Origin of the sequence: Staphylococcus equorum (assembly GCF_029531845.1) — a bacterium.
GTDB lineage: Bacteria > Bacillota > Bacilli > Staphylococcales > Staphylococcaceae > Staphylococcus > Staphylococcus equorum_C.
This window is the reverse complement of record NZ_JAMBPV010000005.1, coordinates 13,614-31,566: the sequence shown is the minus strand read 5'-3', so window position 1 is coordinate 31,566 and position 17,953 is coordinate 13,614. Positions and strand designations below refer to the sequence as shown.

The following is a 17,953-nucleotide window of genomic DNA, read 5'->3' as shown; positions in this document are numbered from 1 at the left end:
CTACTAAAATGATTTCGATGGAATAAATAATAAAGTATTGAATGAGCTTTTTTAATGTATAAAAATGGATTTCAAGTATACTGAATTTATTAGAGTTTTAGAAAGGTGTTATACATGTTCCATAGTCAAAGCGCGCATTTTGTAAATGGTATTACATTAAATGTTAGAGATAAAGATGAAATGAAACAATTTTATGAAGACATCATAGGTATGAATGTGGTAAATGAATCTTATTCAACAATCCAATATGAGATTGGTAATTTAAATCATTTTATGACATTTAATCAAATTATACAGGGAAGAGAGCCATTACGTTCAGAAGCAGGGTTATTTCACTTAGCGATTAGGTTACCCGCAAAAACAGACCTTGCAGATTTACTTGTACAAATAAGTGAGTCTGGTATTCCAGTCCACGGTGGAGAGCATGATGTGACAACATCATTATATTTAGAAGACCCTGAAGGCAATGGTTTAGAATTTTATGTTGATAATCCAATTGAAGACTGGTCATTTGAAGACGAAAAAGTAGTGCTTGAAACGCAACCGATTAACGTGCCTAATCTATTAACGTATACTTCAAATGAAAAATGGCAAGGTATTCCAGATGAAAGTGTTATTGGATATTTGAATTTAAAATCGATTGATTTAAACAAAGTAAAGCAGTACTATAATAATTATTTCGGACTTGAAACATCATCATTAGAAACAGATGGCGCATTTTACTTATCTTCAAATGGTTATCACCAACATTTAGTGGTTAATAATTGGTTATCAAGTATTAAACGAATTGAAAATGACAGAACATATGGTTTAGCAATTATTGATTTTCATTACCCTGAAACTACACACAAATTGTTAACAGGTCCAGACGGTATACAATTTCGATTTAATTATAATAAGGTCGTGTGATCAAATGAAAAAAAGACTTGGTACGATGTTTGCGATAAGTGCTATCATTGCTGTTGCTGCTGCATATGAAGGGTTAGATAACCAAGATATGACTGAGCCAACGAATCATTTTTGGTCATTAGACCCAATGAAATATAATACGTATACTAAAGGACAATGCACGCACTACGTCTTTGAAAAAGTAAGAGAAGATGGTATGAAAATAGGAAAGAACTGGAACGACGCAAAGTATTGGGTATCGTATGCACAAAAAAGTGATTATAAAGTAAATCAATCACCTGAGGTAGGGAGCATTTTGCAGTCTACTGATGGTGAGTATGGTCATGTAGCTTATATTGAACAACAAAATGACAATGGTTCATTAGAAGTTAGTGAAATGAATTATAACAAGCCTTTTGAAATATCAACGCGAATTATAACGAAAGACGAAGTTAAAGATTATAAATATATCCATCCTAAAAACAACACGAGTGCTTAAACTTAAATGTAAAATAGTATTAAAAGCAGTTTTTGTGCATACTTTCCTCGGGCACAGCATCAGCCATTTAATATATTTCATGCTCTTTTGCCTAGGACACGCTCTCAATCTTTGTTCTCAACTCGTGTTGGAATATTAAGATAGGTGCAGGTGTCTGTGTACAATACTGTCATTGTTTCAACATAAAATATTTCATCTACAATAACTATTAAAAATAGGCAGCATAGTGTGCCATTTTACAGTTAAATGTAGATGTTTTTTAATTGGCTTATTGTATAAGTGAATATTATTAGTGTTTTAGTATTAATAATGTAACTTTTTTATCAGATATTCAAACTGTAACTTTTTTTATAAGTTTGATTAGGATATAATGAAAGATGTTGTAAAAGCGACTGAGATTAGAATAGGAGGTACAGACATGAAACGTCCGTACTATATTGGTATTTCTTTATTCATAACAATCGTTATATTAATATTAGATCAAATCACAAAATTTATTGTTGCTAGTTCAATGAAGGTTGGAGAAACGTTTGAAGTCATTCCCAACTTTTTAAATATAACTTCTCACAGAAATGATGGCGCAGCTTGGGGTATTATGAGTGGAAAGATGGGCTTTTTCTATGTACTTACAGTTATTATACTTGTAGTGCTCATTGTATTTTATATTAAAGAAGCAAAACACAGTTTGTTAATGCAAATCGCAATTAGTTTATTATTTGCAGGTGCTTTAGGTAACTTTATTGATCGCGTGTTACATGGTGAAGTTGTTGACTTTATTGACACATATATATTTGGTTATAACTTTCCAATATTTAATGTAGCTGACTCTAGTTTGACGATAGGCGTTTTGTTAATTATTATCGCTTTGTTAACAGATATGAAGAACGAAGAATAGGAGAGATTTTGCATGACTATACATGAGTATAAAATAGAAAATAAAGATGATGCAGGCCAACGTATTGATAAAGTATTACCCGAATTCAATTCAGATTGGTCACGTACACAGATTCAAGATTGGATTAAATTATCACTTGTAAAGGTAAATGATAACTTAATTAAACCAAATTATAAGACAAAGTTAAACGACCATATTGTAGTAACTGAAAAAGAGATTGTAGAAGCAGATATCAATCCAGAAAATCTAAATTTAGATATATATTATGAAGATGATGATGTAGCAATTGTCTATAAACCTAAAGGCATTGTGGTCCATCCGTCAGCAGGCCATTCAACAGGAACACTTGTAAATGGTCTAATGTATCAAATGAAAAATTTATCTGGGATAAATGGAGAAGTACGTCCAGGTATTGTACACCGTATTGACAAAGATACATCAGGTCTATTAATGGTAGCCAAAAATGATATTGCACATCGTAGTTTAGTGGATCAATTAGTTAAGAAAACTGTGACACGTAAATACGTAGCACTTGTTCACGGTAATATACCACATGATTACGGTACAATAGAGGCACCAATTGGTAGAAATAAAAATGATCGTCAATCAATGGCCGTTGTTGATGATGGTAAAGAGGCCGTTACGCATTTTAATGTGTTAGAGCATTTTAATAATTATACTTTAGTAGAATGTGAATTAGAAACAGGGCGTACACACCAAATACGTGTGCATATGAAATATATTGGTTTCCCACTTGTAGGTGATCCAAAATATGGACCGAAGAAAACTTTGAATATTGGTGGACAAGCGCTACATGCAGGTATTATTGGTTTTGAACACCCAGTGACGCAAGAATATATTGAAAAGTCTACACCACTTCCTGAGGATTTTGAACAATTATTAGCAGATATTCGTAAAAGTGACAGCTAAATAATAAAAGTAAATTTGAAATATAAAGTTTTGAAGACTTAAATTTAATATATAAGAATGAGCTACTAGAATCCTAATATAGAATCTAGTAGTTTTTTAATATCTATTTATAAATAAGTCAATATATTATAGGAATGATGTGAAATATGATCAAATGATTATCTTAGATTTTATTTGACTGCTTGCAAGTGAATTGTATTCATGGTAGTATAGTGACAGTTTAATAGAGCGCCATACGTCTTTAAATGAAAGTCCAGAGAGACTTCTAAGACATGTATTTAATATAAGGTCATAAACATATTGTATGTTTGTGAAGACAAATGAACACTGTTGTAGCTGAAGGTTATCTGCGCAATGGGAAACATAGTGATTCAATCCCTGTGAAGAGAAAACATCTAACTTAAGTGAAGATAAGTCTCTTGTTTGTTTATGATATCTTATAACTAAAACTCATGTCTTTATAAAGACATGAGTTTTTTATATTAAATCAAATTAAGGAAGGTGCCTAAAATGTCAGAACGAGTTATTATGGATGAAGCAGCGATTCAAAGAACAGTGACACGTATTGCACATGAAATTTTAGAATATAATAAAGGTACTGATAATTTAATCTTGCTAGGTATTAAAACGCGTGGTGCGTTTTTAGCACGACGTATTCAACAAAAGATTGAGCGCATAGAAGAAAAAGTTGTACCAACTGGAACAATTGATATCACTCAATTTAGAGATGATTTAGAACAGACAATAAGCGAAGATGAAGAAAGAGCATATGAAATTGATGTTAATATTACAAATCAAGTCGTAATTATCATTGATGATGTTTTATATACAGGACGAACGGTCAGGGCTTCCTTAGACGCAGTGTTACAGTACGCTAGACCTAAGAAAATAGGCTTAGCTACATTAGTTGATCGAGGACATCGAGAATTACCGATACGTGCAGACTTTGTTGGTAAAAACATACCAACAGCAAGGGAAGAAGCTGTGGCAGTCTTTCTTGAAGAAATTGATGATAGAAATGCAGTAGTAATTGAATAGGGCCTTTTAATTCAGTACGAGAGACTGGAAAAGGGAAGAGGGTTTAAATTTTTAGCTACGATCTAAGCATTGGATACGTAAGCAATTCATTTATAGTTATCAAACGCGCGATGTTGATAACTTGCCTCTTCACATATACTTTGTTTTATTGCGAGTTGGCTTTAGTCATTAAGTGTAAGTGGCTATAATTCAACTTAGCAATAATCGGAATATATACTTTTTAGTCTCTTTACATGAATTTAATGTAAAGAGATTTTTTAATGAGAGGAAGCATAAGACATGGAAAATGAAACAATGTTTGAACGGACAGTTAAGCCAGTATTAGATGTGCAAGATAGACCTAAATTAGGACAATGGGCATTCCTAAGTACACAACATTTATTTGCGATGTTTGGCTCAACTGTACTCGTACCATTTTTAACAGGATTACCTATATCTTCTGCATTATTAGCTTCTGGTGTAGGGACATTGTTATACATATTAATTACTAAAGCGAAGATACCAGCTTACTTAGGGTCGAGCTTCGCATTTATTACGCCTATCATTACAGGACTTAATTCACATAGCTTAGGTGATATGTTGATGGCATTGTTCATGAGTGGCGTAATGTATGTACTCATTGGGTTAGCAATTAAATTAACTGGGACAGCCTGGCTGATGCATTTATTACCACCGGTTGTTGTAGGACCAGTCATTATGGTTATAGGATTAAGTTTGGCACCCACAGCAGTGAATATGGCAATGTTTGAGAATTCCTCAGAAATGGAAGGTTATAATCTGAGTTATTTAGCAGTAGCAATGACCACGTTGATTATAACAATTGTAGTACAGGGTTATTTCAAAGGTTTCCTATCCTTGATACCAGTATTAATTGGCATCATCACAGGTTATATCTTGTCAGCGTTTATGGGACTCGTTAATTTCGTTCCAATAGCTGAGGCGAAATGGTTACAATTTCCAGATGTGTATCTGCCATTTAAAGACTACACACCATCCATTCACATGGGATTGATCATTGTCCTGATACCTATTGTCTTTGTGACTGTAAGTGAGCACATTGGGCACCAGATGGTTATTAACAAAATTGTAGGTCGTAACTTTTTTAAAGATCCAGGTTTAGATCGTTCGATTATTGGTGATGGTGTTTCTACCATGTTTGCAAGTTTGATAGGCGGGCCACCGAGCACAACTTATGGTGAAAATATTGGTGTTTTGGCAATTACAAAAATTTACAGTGTTTATGTCATTGGTGGCGCAGCAGTTATTGCTATTATTTTAGGATTTGTTGGCAAATTTACAGCACTAGTTTCATCTATACCTACACCGGTAATGGGTGGCGTATCTATACTACTTTTCGGTATTATCGCAGCAAGTGGTTTAAGAATGCTAGTCGAAAGTGAAGTTGATTTTGCGAGTAACCGCAACCTTGTTATTGCGTCAGTCATACTTGTAATTGGTATTGGTAATCTCGTCTTTAACTTAAATGGTGTCGGCATCAATATGCAAATAGAAGGTATGGCATTAGCAGCATTAGCAGGTATTATACTCAATCTGATCTTACCGAAAGAAGCACCAGCGAATAAATAAGCATTGACCATTATGAGGGGGCTGAAAAATTGGATAACTTACTATCGATGGAACATCTAACTACAAATGAAATTTATGAATTAGTCAAACGTGCGAGTGCAATAAAAATTGGCGAACTACAACCGCAACGTTATGAAGATAAATTCGTAGCAAATTTATTTTTTGAAAACTCGACACGTACGAAAAGTAGTTTCTTAGTAGCAGAACAAAAATTAGGACTGAAATTAATTGATTTTGAAACAAATACATCTTCTGTTCAAAAAGGAGAAACATTATATGACACATGTAAAACTTTAGAACAAGTAGGTGCAGATGTTCTGGTAATTAGGCATTCACAAACCACTTATTATGACGAATTAAAATCGCTTAACGTACCAATTATTAATGCAGGAGATGGCAGTGGGCAACATCCAACACAAAGCTTATTAGATATCATGACAATTTATGAAGAATATCAAACTTTTGAAGGCTTAAACATCTTAATTTGTGGTGATATTAAAAACTCTCGTGTCGCTCGAAGTAATTTTCAAAGTTTAACAGCACTCGGTGCTAACGTAATGTTTTCTAGCCCAGATGCTTGGAAAGATACTTCCTTAGATGCGCCGTATAAAGATATTGATACTGTTATAGATGAGGTAGATATAGTAATGTTATTAAGAGTACAACATGAAAGACATACAGATGGGGACACAATACAATTTGAAGTAAGTAACTACCATGATCAATACGGGTTGACGCAAGCGAGATATGATAGGTTGAAAGCACAAGCAATTGTGATGCATCCAGCACCAGTAAATAGAGGTGTGGAAATAGAACATTCACTTGTGGAAGCATCAAAATCACGCATTTTTAAACAAATGGAAAATGGTATGTACTTACGCATGGCTGTTATAGATTATATTTTACAATCGAAAGGGGCAGAAACAAATGAAATTATTAACGAATGCTAAAATCTTAAAAAACGGTGAATTTGAAACGGTGTCTATCTTAGTCGAAGGACAACGTATAAAACAAATAGCTACTCATATTGAGGTAGATACAAATATTGAAATTATAGATGTTAAAGGACAATTTGTTTCTCCGGGCTTAGTAGATGTACATGTACACTTACGTGAACCAGGTGGGGAGCATAAAGAAACAATAGCAACGGGTACGAAAGCCGCAGCAAGAGGTGGATTTACAACCGTCTGCCCAATGCCGAACACACGTCCTGTACCTGATTCGGAAGAGAATCTAAATCATTTAAATCAATTAATAGAAGATAATGCCGAAGTAAGAGTATTACCTTACGCGGCTATTACAGTGAGACAAGCTGGTAAAGAGCATGTTGATTTTGAAACACTTGCTAACAGCGGCGCATTTGCATTTACGGATGATGGTGTAGGTGTTCAACAAGCTAATATGATGTATGAAGCTATGCAAGCAGCAGCTAAAGTGAATAAAGCAGTCGTAGCACATTGTGAAGATAACAGTTTAATTTATGGAGGCGCTATGCATGAAGGTAAACGCAGTGAAGCATTAGGTATTCCTGGTATTCCTAATATTTGTGAAGCAGTACAAATTGCGCGCGATGTGCTATTAGCAGAAGCGGCTGGCGCACATTATCATGTATGTCATGTATCTACGAAAGAAAGCGTCAGAGCAATCCGTGATGCTAAAAAGGCAGGGATACATGTGACAGCAGAAGTGACACCGCATCACTTATTATTAACTGAAGATGATGTTCCAGGTGATGATGCGATTTATAAAATGAACCCTCCATTAAGAAGCAAAGAAGATAGAGAAGCACTGATTGAAGGCCTGTTAGATGGTACGATAGATTGTATCGCAACAGATCATGCACCACATGCTGCAGAAGAAAAAGCACAGCCTATGACAAAAGCACCATTTGGCATTGTTGGAAGCGAAACAGCGTTCCCGTTATTGTATACGCATTTTGTAAAAAACGGTGACTGGTCGTTACAACAATTAGTGGATTATTTAACGATTAAACCCGCTCAGACTTTCTCGTTACCTTATGGTACATTAGAAGAAGGCGGATTAGCAGATTTAACGATTATTAACCTAGATGATGAAAGTGAAATAAAAGCAGAGAATTTTGCATCTAAAGGAAGTAATACACCGTTTATCGGTTACAAAGTATATGGTACGCCAGTATTAACAATGGTTGAAGGTGAAGTTAAATTTAAGGAGGAAAAATAATGTTGAAGAAACGCTATCTAGTTTTAGAAGACGGTTCATTTTACGAAGGCTACCCCCTTGGTTCTGATGAATTAACAGTAGGGGAAATTGTTTTTAATACAGCAATGACGGGTTATCAAGAAACTATATCGGACCCGTCATACACGGGTCAAATTATTACATTTACATATCCACTTATCGGAAATTATGGTATAAACCGAGATGACTTTGAATCACTTGTACCTACGTTAAATGGTGTAGTTGTTAAAGAAGCAAGTGATCATCCAAGCAATTTTAGAAAGCAAAAGACATTACATGAGGTATTAGTAGAATATGATATTCCTGGTATATCAGGCGTTGATACGCGAAGTATTACCAGAAAAATCAGAAATTTCGGTGTGCTAAAAGCAGCATTTACTGATAACAAAGCTGATATTGCATCATTAGTAGAACAATTGAAAACGACTGGATTGCCAAAAAATGAAGTAACAAAAGTATCAACAAAATCACCTTATGTTTCAACGGGATATGATTTAAGTGTAGTATTGGTAGATTTTGGAAAAAAACAAAACATCGTTAGAGAATTGAATATGCGTGGTTGTAATGTAACCGTCGTACCTTACGACACCTCGGCAGAAGCGATTATGAGAATGTCTCCAGATGGCGTAATGCTCTCTAATGGACCAGGTGATCCAGCAGAAGTACAAATTGCTGTTGAAATGATTAAAGGTATTCTAGGCCGTATTCCTTTCTTTGGTATATGTTTAGGACATCAGCTTTTCGCATTATCTCAAGGTGCAACATCATTTAAAATGAAGTTCGGTCATAGAGGCGCCAATCATCCTGTGAAAGATCTTAAAACAGGGAAAATTGCAATAACGAGTCAAAATCATGGTTATGCAATAGATAAAGACTCATTAATCGATAGTGACTTAGAAATTACACATATCGCAATCAATGATGGAACGATAGAAGGCTTGAAACATAAGTCATTACCAGCATTTTCGGTTCAATATCACCCTGAAGCATGTCCAGGACCATCTGATTCAAATTACTTATTTGATAACTTTATCGATATGATGAATGATTTTAAAGCGAAGGAGCGTATGTCAAATGCCTAAACGTACAGATATAGAAACGATTTTAGTTATTGGATCCGGTCCAATTATCATTGGTCAGGCCGCAGAATTTGATTATGCAGGTACTCAAGCTTGCCTAGCATTAAAGGAAGAAGGCTACCGTGTAATATTAGTAAACTCGAATCCAGCAACAATTATGACTGACAAAGAAATTGCAGATAAAGTATATATTGAACCATTAACGCATGATTTTATTGCGCGCATTATTCGTAAAGAACAACCGGACGCACTGTTACCTACATTAGGTGGACAAACAGGATTGAACATGGCTATTCAACTACATGATAGCGGTGAGCTTGAAGCAAACAATGTGCAACTTTTAGGTACTAAATTAGAATCTATCCAACAGGCAGAAGACAGAGAATTATTCAGATCATTAATGAATGAACTTGGGGTGCCTGTGCCTGAAAGTGATATTGTAAACACTGTAGAACAAGCGTTTATGTTTAAAGAAAAAGTTGGCTATCCGCTCATCGTAAGACCAGCATTTACAATGGGAGGTACTGGCGGTGGTATTTGTCATAATGATGATGAGTTCAAAGAAATTGTAGCGAATGGATTACATTATAGCCCAGCAACACAATGTTTGATTGAAAAATCAATTGCTGGTTTTAAAGAAATTGAATACGAAGTGATGCGTGACAAAAATGACAACGCAATCGTTGTGTGTAACATGGAAAATATTGACCCTGTGGGTATACATACAGGAGATTCAATTGTTGTGGCACCGAGCCAAACATTGTCAGATATTGAATATCAGATGCTACGTGACGTGTCATTAAAAGTAATCCGTGCCTTAGGTATAGAAGGCGGATGTAACGTGCAATTAGCTTTAGATCCACATTCTATGGATTACTATATTATTGAAGTGAATCCACGTGTATCTCGTTCGTCAGCATTAGCATCTAAAGCAACAGGTTATCCAATTGCTAAATTAGCAGCTAAAATTGCAGTTGGTTTAACATTAGATGAAATGTTAAACCCAATTACGGAAACATCTTATGCTGCATTTGAACCAACTTTAGATTATGTTATTTCGAAAATTCCACGTTTCCCATTTGATAAATTTGAAAAAGGAGAACGTGTTTTAGGAACACAAATGAAAGCAACTGGGGAAGTTATGGCAATTGGTAGAACTTACGAAGAGTCATTACTTAAAGCAATTCGTTCATTGGAATATGGCGTACATCACCTAGGTTTACCTAATGGAGATTCGTATGATTTAGATTACATTAAAGCGCGTATCAATGATCAAGATGATGAACGTTTATTCTTTATAGGTGAAGCGATACGTCGTGGAACAACATTAGAAGAAATTCATGATATGACACAAATTGATTATTTCTTCTTAAATAAATTCCAACATATCATCAATATTGAGCATGATTTGAAAGCCAATAAAGGTGATATCGAGCATCTGAAATTTGCCAAAGATTATGGTTTTAGTGATCGTGTCATTGCACACCGTTTTGATATAACCGAAGAAGAAGTTCATGATTTAAGAATAAAAAATGGTATAACGCCAGTTTATAAAATGGTAGACACTTGTGCTGCAGAATTTGAATCAGCAACGCCATATTATTATGGGACGTATGAGTATGAAAATGAATCTGTTGTTACAGATAAAGAAAAAATCCTAGTGCTTGGTTCAGGACCGATTCGTATTGGTCAAGGCGTAGAGTTTGATTACGCAACAGTACATGCAGTTTGGGCGATACAACGTGCAGGTTATGAAGCTATTATCGTTAATAACAACCCTGAAACGGTATCAACTGATTTCTCAATTTCTGATAAGTTATACTTTGAGCCATTAACAGAAGAAGACGTTATGAATATTATTGATCTAGAGCAACCTAAGGGTGTAGTTGTACAATTTGGTGGCCAAACAGCAATCAACTTAGCAGATAAACTTGCTAAACATGACGTTCAAATTTTAGGAACTTCTTTAGAAAATCTAAATCGTGCAGAAGACCGTAAAGAATTTGAAGCATTATTACACACGATAGATGTACCTCAACCTAAGGGAAAAACAGCAACATCTCCTAAAGAAGCATTAGAAAATGCGAGAAATATCGGTTATCCAGTTGTTGTAAGACCTTCATATGTATTAGGTGGGCGTGCAATGGAAATTGTGAATAGTGATGCAGAACTAGAAGATTACATGAATCAAGCAGTTAAGGCGAGTCCGGATCATCCAGTACTAGTAGATAGTTATTTAACAGGTAAAGAAATTGAAGTGGATGCGATATCCGATGGAGAAACTGTTATTATCCCTGGCATCATGGAGCATATCGAAAGAGCTGGTGTTCACTCAGGTGACTCAATAGCAGTCTATCCACCGCAAACATTAACACAACAAGAAATGGATACGTTAGAAGACTATACGATTAGGCTAGCCAAAGGATTAAATATTATAGGATTAATTAATATCCAATTTGTCATCGCTCATGATGGTGTCTTCGTCTTAGAAGTAAACCCACGTTCGAGTCGTACAGTACCATTTTTAAGTAAAATTACGAACATCCAAATGGCTCAGCTAGCAATGCGTGCGATTATGGGTGAAAAACTTGTAGATATAGGCTATAAAGCAGGTATACAGCCATATACTGAGGGTGTCTTTGTCAAAGCGCCAGTATTTAGCTTTAATAAGTTGAAAAATGTTGATATTACGCTCGGACCTGAAATGAAATCAACAGGAGAAGTTATGGGTAAAGATACAACGATGGAAAAAGCTCTATTCAAAGGACTAACAGCCAGTGGTATGGAAGTAAAAGATCACGGTACAGTATTGATGACAGTTAGTGATAAAGATAAAGAAGAAGTAGTCAGTATTGCACATCGCTTAAATGAAGTAGGCTATAAAATTTTAGCAACTGAAGGTACTGCGAATAAATTAGCTGAGCATAATATACCAACAGAAATCGTCGGTAAAATTGGTAAAGAAGATGATTTATTAACACGTATTCAACAAAGTGAAGTACAAATTGTAGTGAATACAATGACTAAAGGTAAAGAATTCGAACGTGATGGTTTCCAAATCAGACGTACATCAGTTGAAAATGGCGTACCTTGTCTCACTTCGTTAGACACAGCTGATGCACTGACGTCAGTGATTGAAAGCATGACATTTACAATGAAAAATATGTAATAGTTAAGTTTGATACCAACTAAGATAAAATGACAGCGCGATTGTGTAACATTATTTTATCTTGGTACATATAGTAGAATTTTTAAAATACGAGGTGTAGAACATATTATGAATAATTTACCAATTATTGCACTAGACTTTGATTCTTCAGAAGCGGTGGATGCATTCTTAGATCAATTTGATGAGCCGCTTTTTGTAAAAGTGGGTATGGAACTTTTTTATCAAACCGGACCACAGTTTATAGAATCCATTAAAGCACGTGGACACGATATTTTTTTGGATTTAAAATTACATGATATACCTAATACTGTGGGTAAGGCAATGGAAGGGTTAAGTAAATTAAATGTTGATTTAGTGAACGTTCATGCTGCCGGTGGAACTGAAATGATGACACGCGCATTAGAAGGCTTAAGAAAAAATAACCAAAACATTAAAGTTATAGCAGTTACGCAACTTACCTCAACTACAGAATCAATGTTAAGAAATGAACAAAATATTCAAAGCTCCATAGAAGATGCAGTGCTTAATTATGCGTATCTAGCCAAAACGTCTGGTTTAGATGGTGTCGTATGTTCACCGCTTGAAGCGGCATTACTTACAGGTGAACTCGGTAAAGATTTCTTGAAAGTAACACCTGGTATTAGACCCGCAAATGCGCATTCAGATGATCAAAAAAGGATTACTACACCGGGAGAAGCGAAACAACTAGGCTCAACGCATATTGTAGTAGGGCGACCAATTACGAAAAGTGACGATCCTGTCGCAAGTTATCATAAAATTAAAGAAAGTTGGTTAAGTTAAAATGGCTAAAGCAATAGCAGAATCACTATTAGATATTAAAGCAGTTTCACTTTCGCCAAACGACCCGTTTACATGGAGTTCAGGTATTAAATCACCTATTTATTGCGATAACCGTGTAACATTAGGGTATCCTTCTGTGCGACGTAATATTAGAGATGGTTTAAGTACCTTAATTAAAAATCATTTTGAGGGTGTCGAAATCATTTCAGGCACTGCAACAGCTGGTATTCCGCATGCTGCCTACGTTTCTGAAACACTGGATTTACCTATGAATTATGTGCGTTCTAAGAGTAAGAGCCATGGTAAACAAAACCAAATTGAAGGTGCGTTAACTAAAGGTAAAAAAGTGGTTGTCATTGAAGACTTAATTTCAACAGGTGGATCTTCTATAGCTGCTGTGGAGGCATTAAAAGAAGCGGGAGCTGAAGTTCTAGGCGTAGTAGCTATATTTACGTACGGTCTAAAAAAAGCGGATGAACAATTTAAACAAGCTGAAATACCTTTCTTTACTTTAAGTAATTATAATGAATTAATTGAGGTTGCTAAAGAAAAGGGAGAAATTTCTGACAATGATATTAGTACATTAGTTGAATGGCGAGACAACTTGTCTTAATATGTGAGTTGGAGGGGATATTATGACAGAAGACCCAAAAGAAGCATATAATCACTTTGCACATTTAAACGATTTTTTAAAAAAAGAAAACGATTATAGACATCCATCTCATTCAGACAATAAAAACGAATGGCTATCTAACACATCAGAAGCAAATATATATAAGAAATCAAAGTCTACTATTAAACAAAAAGGTCATATCAAGTAATTCATAAAATGTCATATGTATAAACCACGTATTTAAGACCATAATAAAGAGGAAGATCAAAATGAATTCTATTTTGACCTTCCTCTTTATATTAAATCATTTTGATATAGCAAACTTCTCATTGAAATTCATTAAATGAAGTTCGGTTTTTAACAACAAAGACTATCAATATGATTCACGATTTATAATGCTTATGATATGTGCTGACCGTTTTAAAACTAAAATGTATAGATGTGTAGTATAGTCATTATTAGCGGATCATAATTTTAATAATAATATAGCCTACCAATAATACTAATGCTGCAATAAGTAATGGAATAATATAAAAAGACATGAAATACCTCCAATTGGATTTATATTTATTCTAACTGTAAATATTAAAAAGTAAAAGAAATAAGGACGATAGCGTCATTCAACTACAAAAAGGGAGCCTGCTACACAGCGTTTGAATATATGAATCTAAAATAATTGCAGGCAATACAAAGTGGTATGACGATTATTGTTGCGATACATTTGCATTTATAATACGATGTGTACCTTAGAATTACAATAATATATTTTTATGGGGCTGGGACATAAATACATGTCTTAGCCTCTATAGTTATATTAGCAATAGTTGACTGAATTTAAATTACGGCTCGTATCCGTTTGCCAAAGTGTTTAATTTTTGAAAATGTAAGGGGTGCTTAAATGAAAATGATGAAACAATTATTCCGTGATCATACTAAAAATATCATTGTTTGTTTAATTGGCGCATTTGTCAGTGCAATTGCAGTAAATTGCTTTATTCTAGAATCTAATCTTGGGGATGGTGGAACAGTTGGTATATCTTTAGCACTTAAATATGCTTTTGGTTGGTCGCCAGCCCTAACTTCTTTAATTATTAATACAATTGTTATTATTGTAGGTTGGAAGTTTTTAAGTACAAGAACCGCTGTATATACCTTTATTGCGAACACTGCAATTTCTCTATTTTTAGATTTAACTGAAAATTTTAGTACAGGCATAGATAACTTTGTAATCAATGCTGCTTTTGGTGGTGTATTTGTAGGTGTGGGCATTGGCTTGGTTATTGCAGCAGGTGGTGTCATCGGAGGAACTTCGGTTGTTGCTAAAATGTTAAACAAATACTTTGATATAAAAACGTCACAAGGTATTTTTCTATTAGATGGTTTAGTTGTGCTATCTTTCTTGTTCGTATTACCACTAGAGAATGTGTTGTTTACAATTATTATGATATTTATTACCGAACGTGCAACTTCATTTATAATTGAAGGCTTTAATCCTAAAAAAGCTGTTACGATTATTTCGGATAAAAATGAAAAGATTAGCGATAAAATCAACAGCTTTACAGGCAGAGGCTCAACGTTACTTAAAGGCAAAGGTGGCTTTGGTAAAAAAGAAACAAGTATGCTATATGTTGTGGTGCCACAATCCCAAGTTACGCGAGTCAAAAAATTAGTGAATGAAGAAGATGACCAAGCTTTTCTAGTTATACATGATGTGCGTGATGTGCTAGGTAGTGGATTTATTAATTTAACATAAGTATTATTTTGATTGTTAAAAATAATGCTTTGTGTATATATTAAAATTTATAGTAGCGGTGTATATTCGATTTTTTACAACTTATCATTTATTTTAGTATTAAGAAGAATTAAGGAGGTTGAATAATGGCTATACCGAAAATAACTACATTTCTAATGTTCAATGGAGATGCAGAAGAAGCAATTAATTTATATGTTAGTACATTTGAAGATGCTGAGATATTAGCATTGGTAAGATATAGTGAAAGTGATAAAGAACCAACAGGTGCTGTACAACACGCTATTTTTAGATTGAAAGATCAAGTGTTTATGGCAATTGATAATATGAATGGTGTCGATATAGAAATGAACCCAGCCGTATCATTATATGTCACTGTAGATAGTGCTTTAGAAATGGAACGCTTATTCAGTAATCTGAAAAGTGGAGGAGCTATTTTAATGCCTAAAACGCAGATGCCACCATTTAGAGAGTTTGCTTGGATTCAAGATAAATTTGGTGTTAATTTTCAACTAGCGTTGCCAGAATAAACTTAAATTTTAGAATAAAAAAAGCTAGGATATAATCGTTTTCGAAAAAATATTTAACGATTTTATCCTAGCTTTTTTATTATGCATTTTGATGATCGTTACAGTTCTGAAAAGTTACTTTACTTTCATTTTTTGAATGTGGTCATAATCGGGTGTAGCAAAAAGCGTTTTTTGATTATCGTATGTGACATAGCCTGGTTTGGCACCTGAAGGTTTGTGTACATGTCTAATTTCTGTATAATCTACTGGAATTTGTCCAGAATTACCAGCTTTGGAGAAATAACCGGATAACATGGCCGCTTCTTTAATTGTATCTTCGCTTGGTGCATCACTAAGTATCACAACATGTGAACCTGGTATATCTTTCGTGTGGAACCAAAGATGATTTTTTGCTGCTTTTTTATTAGTTAAATAATCATTTTGTTTATTGTTTTTTCCAACAAGAATCGTATCGCCGTCAGTTGAAACATATTCTTGTAATTGAATGGATTGTTTCTTTTTCTTCTTATTTTGTTTGCGTTGTTTCATAAAGCCTTGTTCCGCTAGCTCATCTCGGATATCGTCAATATCATCAACAGAGATATGTGCGAGCTGCTGTTCAATACTTTCAAAATAGGCAATATTCTCTTGAGTTAATTCAATTTGACGAAGTAACTCGTGTGCTCTTGTTTTTAACTTGTTATATTTTTTATAATAATTCTGCGCATTGACAGCCGGTGCTTTGGTTGGGTTAAGAGGAATTGTAATTTCTTCACCAGTATAGTAATTAAGTGTTGTGATTTCTTTATCGCCTTGTTTAATTTGATAAATATTGGCTGTTATTAACTCACCATATAGTTGCTGTAATTCTTTTTCTTTTGTACCTTCTTGTTCATCAATTAATTTACTTAATTTATTTTGATATTTATGGAGTTGTTGTTGTACAAATTTAACTAAATCATTGGCGCGTTGTTTGACACGTTCTCTTTCACCACGTGCGTCATAATAGCGATCAAGTAAATCATGTAATGAATCGTATTCTACAACATCATCATAAAACTGATTTAATTTTATAAAGTAAAAATCTTCTTTACCTGTTTCATGATTTTTATGGAAAACAGGTGTAGGTTCACCTTTAGTTTCCTCAATTACTGTATCAAATGCTTCAGGTAAAGTTTGAGCAGTCATAAATTGTTTTCTACTTACAATTTCATTAGCGATCAATGGACTAAAACCTTCTATATGGTCTAGTAATTGTCGCGCTATTTTCCCACTATTAAAATCTATATATTTTAATACAGTTTCTCCAGATATATCATATGGGTTAATTTTATTTTGTGCAGGTGGTGCTTCATATTGGAAACCAGGCATTACAGTACGATACTGATTTGTATTTGGTGTTAAATGTTTAAAGCCTTCAATAATTTTGCGCTGTTCATCTACTAAAATTAAATTACTGTGTTTACCCATAATTTCTAAAATAATTGTACGATGTATTGTATCGCCAATTTCGTCTTTACTCTGTACATCTATTTCTACACGTCTATCATTACCGATTTGTCTTACTGCTTTTATAAAGCCACCTTCAATATGTTTACGAAATACACGTGCAAACATCGGAGGATCAAATGGATTATCATATTTTTTATTAGTTAAATGCATTCTAGTAAAACTTGGATGGATAGAAAGTAGAAGTTGATGATTTTTACGATTTTGACGCACAACGACAAGAAGTGTGTCGTTTTCTGGTTGATTTATTTTGTGGATTCTACCACCTACAAGAAATTGTAGAGATTCCACCATCTTTTTAGTGAATAAACCATCATATGCCATTACTATCAGCCACCTTATTTTTAGTCATTCTACATATTGTAACATGGCGTAAAGATTAGGTCATGAGCAAAGTTTGTGTTGTGGGACGCTATACAATTGAATGTTTCTTATGGTATCATATGTAAATAATAGAAGATTAGCT

The 17,953-nt window shown here is 34.2% G+C and carries 16 protein-coding genes; 15 read left to right on the top strand and 1 reads right to left on the bottom strand.

Features of this window, described 5'->3' with window-relative positions:
• The first annotated feature begins 114 nt into the window (after positions 1-114).
• The 15 genes from M4L39_RS07750 to M4L39_RS07680 all read left to right on the top strand — a co-directional run bounded on the left by M4L39_RS07750 (position 115) and on the right by M4L39_RS07680 (position 15,999).
• Positions 115-909, top strand: a complete 795-nt coding sequence (locus tag M4L39_RS07750; RefSeq protein ID WP_277581529.1) for a VOC family protein — start codon at positions 115-117, stop codon at positions 907-909.
• 4 nt (positions 910-913) lie between these two features.
• Complete coding sequence (locus M4L39_RS07745) at positions 914-1,387, top strand: CHAP domain-containing protein (protein ID WP_277581528.1); 474 nt, start codon at positions 914-916, stop codon at positions 1,385-1,387.
• 418 nt (positions 1,388-1,805) lie between these two features.
• Entirely contained in the window at positions 1,806-2,282 is a 477-nt protein-coding gene (lspA, locus tag M4L39_RS07740; RefSeq protein WP_277581527.1) for a signal peptidase II, read from the top strand.
• A 12-nt stretch (positions 2,283-2,294) separates the two neighbouring features.
• Entirely contained in the window at positions 2,295-3,212 is a 918-nt protein-coding gene (locus M4L39_RS07735; protein WP_277581526.1) for an RluA family pseudouridine synthase, read from the top strand.
• Positions 3,213-3,722: 510 nt separating this feature from the next.
• A complete protein-coding gene (gene pyrR, locus M4L39_RS07730; protein ID WP_277581525.1) occupies positions 3,723-4,250 on the top strand; it encodes a bifunctional pyr operon transcriptional regulator/uracil phosphoribosyltransferase PyrR in 528 nt (175 codons plus the stop codon).
• Between the two features lie 279 nt (positions 4,251-4,529).
• Positions 4,530-5,837 carry a uracil-xanthine permease family protein gene (locus M4L39_RS07725; protein ID WP_277581524.1) on the top strand — a complete coding sequence of 436 codons (1,308 nt, stop codon included), beginning with the start codon at positions 4,530-4,532 and terminating at the stop codon, positions 5,835-5,837.
• A gap of 29 nt (positions 5,838-5,866) precedes the next feature.
• Positions 5,867-6,787, top strand: coding sequence for an aspartate carbamoyltransferase catalytic subunit (locus M4L39_RS07720; protein WP_277581523.1), 921 nt, complete (start codon positions 5,867-5,869; stop codon positions 6,785-6,787).
• The gene (locus M4L39_RS07715) at positions 6,765-8,039 is read left to right on the top strand and encodes a dihydroorotase (RefSeq protein WP_277581522.1); all 1,275 of its coding nucleotides are present in this window, start codon (positions 6,765-6,767) and stop codon (positions 8,037-8,039) included. The genes M4L39_RS07720 and M4L39_RS07715 overlap by 23 nt, the downstream gene beginning before the upstream one ends.
• Positions 8,039-9,139 carry a carbamoyl phosphate synthase small subunit gene (locus M4L39_RS07710; protein ID WP_277581521.1) on the top strand — a complete coding sequence of 367 codons (1,101 nt, stop codon included), beginning with the start codon at positions 8,039-8,041 and terminating at the stop codon, positions 9,137-9,139. The genes M4L39_RS07715 and M4L39_RS07710 overlap by 1 nt, the downstream gene beginning before the upstream one ends.
• Positions 9,132-12,305 (top strand): carbamoyl-phosphate synthase large subunit, encoded by a 3,174-nt coding sequence (gene carB, locus M4L39_RS07705; RefSeq protein WP_277581520.1) that lies wholly within the window; start codon positions 9,132-9,134, stop codon positions 12,303-12,305. The genes M4L39_RS07710 and carB overlap by 8 nt, the downstream gene beginning before the upstream one ends.
• A 108-nt stretch (positions 12,306-12,413) precedes the next feature.
• Entirely contained in the window at positions 12,414-13,106 is a 693-nt protein-coding gene (pyrF, locus tag M4L39_RS07700) for an orotidine-5'-phosphate decarboxylase (RefSeq protein WP_277581519.1), read from the top strand.
• A gap of 1 nt (position 13,107) precedes the next feature.
• A complete protein-coding gene (gene pyrE / locus M4L39_RS07695) occupies positions 13,108-13,719 on the top strand; it encodes an orotate phosphoribosyltransferase (RefSeq protein ID WP_277581518.1) in 612 nt (203 codons plus the stop codon).
• Positions 13,720-13,741: 22 nt separating this feature from the next.
• Positions 13,742-13,927 carry a hypothetical protein gene (locus tag M4L39_RS07690; protein WP_277581517.1) on the top strand — a complete coding sequence of 62 codons (186 nt, stop codon included), beginning with the start codon at positions 13,742-13,744 and terminating at the stop codon, positions 13,925-13,927.
• Positions 13,928-14,617: 690 nt separating this feature from the next.
• Complete coding sequence (locus M4L39_RS07685) at positions 14,618-15,472, top strand: YitT family protein (RefSeq protein ID WP_277581516.1); 855 nt, start codon at positions 14,618-14,620, stop codon at positions 15,470-15,472.
• 125 nt (positions 15,473-15,597) lie between these two features.
• Positions 15,598-15,999 carry a VOC family protein gene (locus M4L39_RS07680; protein WP_277581515.1) on the top strand — a complete coding sequence of 134 codons (402 nt, stop codon included), beginning with the start codon at positions 15,598-15,600 and terminating at the stop codon, positions 15,997-15,999.
• Between the two features lie 114 nt (positions 16,000-16,113).
• On the opposite strand, the gene M4L39_RS07675 is transcribed toward M4L39_RS07680, so the two are convergent.
• Entirely contained in the window at positions 16,114-17,811 is a 1,698-nt protein-coding gene (locus M4L39_RS07675) for an Rqc2 family fibronectin-binding protein (RefSeq protein ID WP_277581514.1), read from the bottom strand.
• Positions 17,812-17,953: the final 142 nt, after the last annotated feature.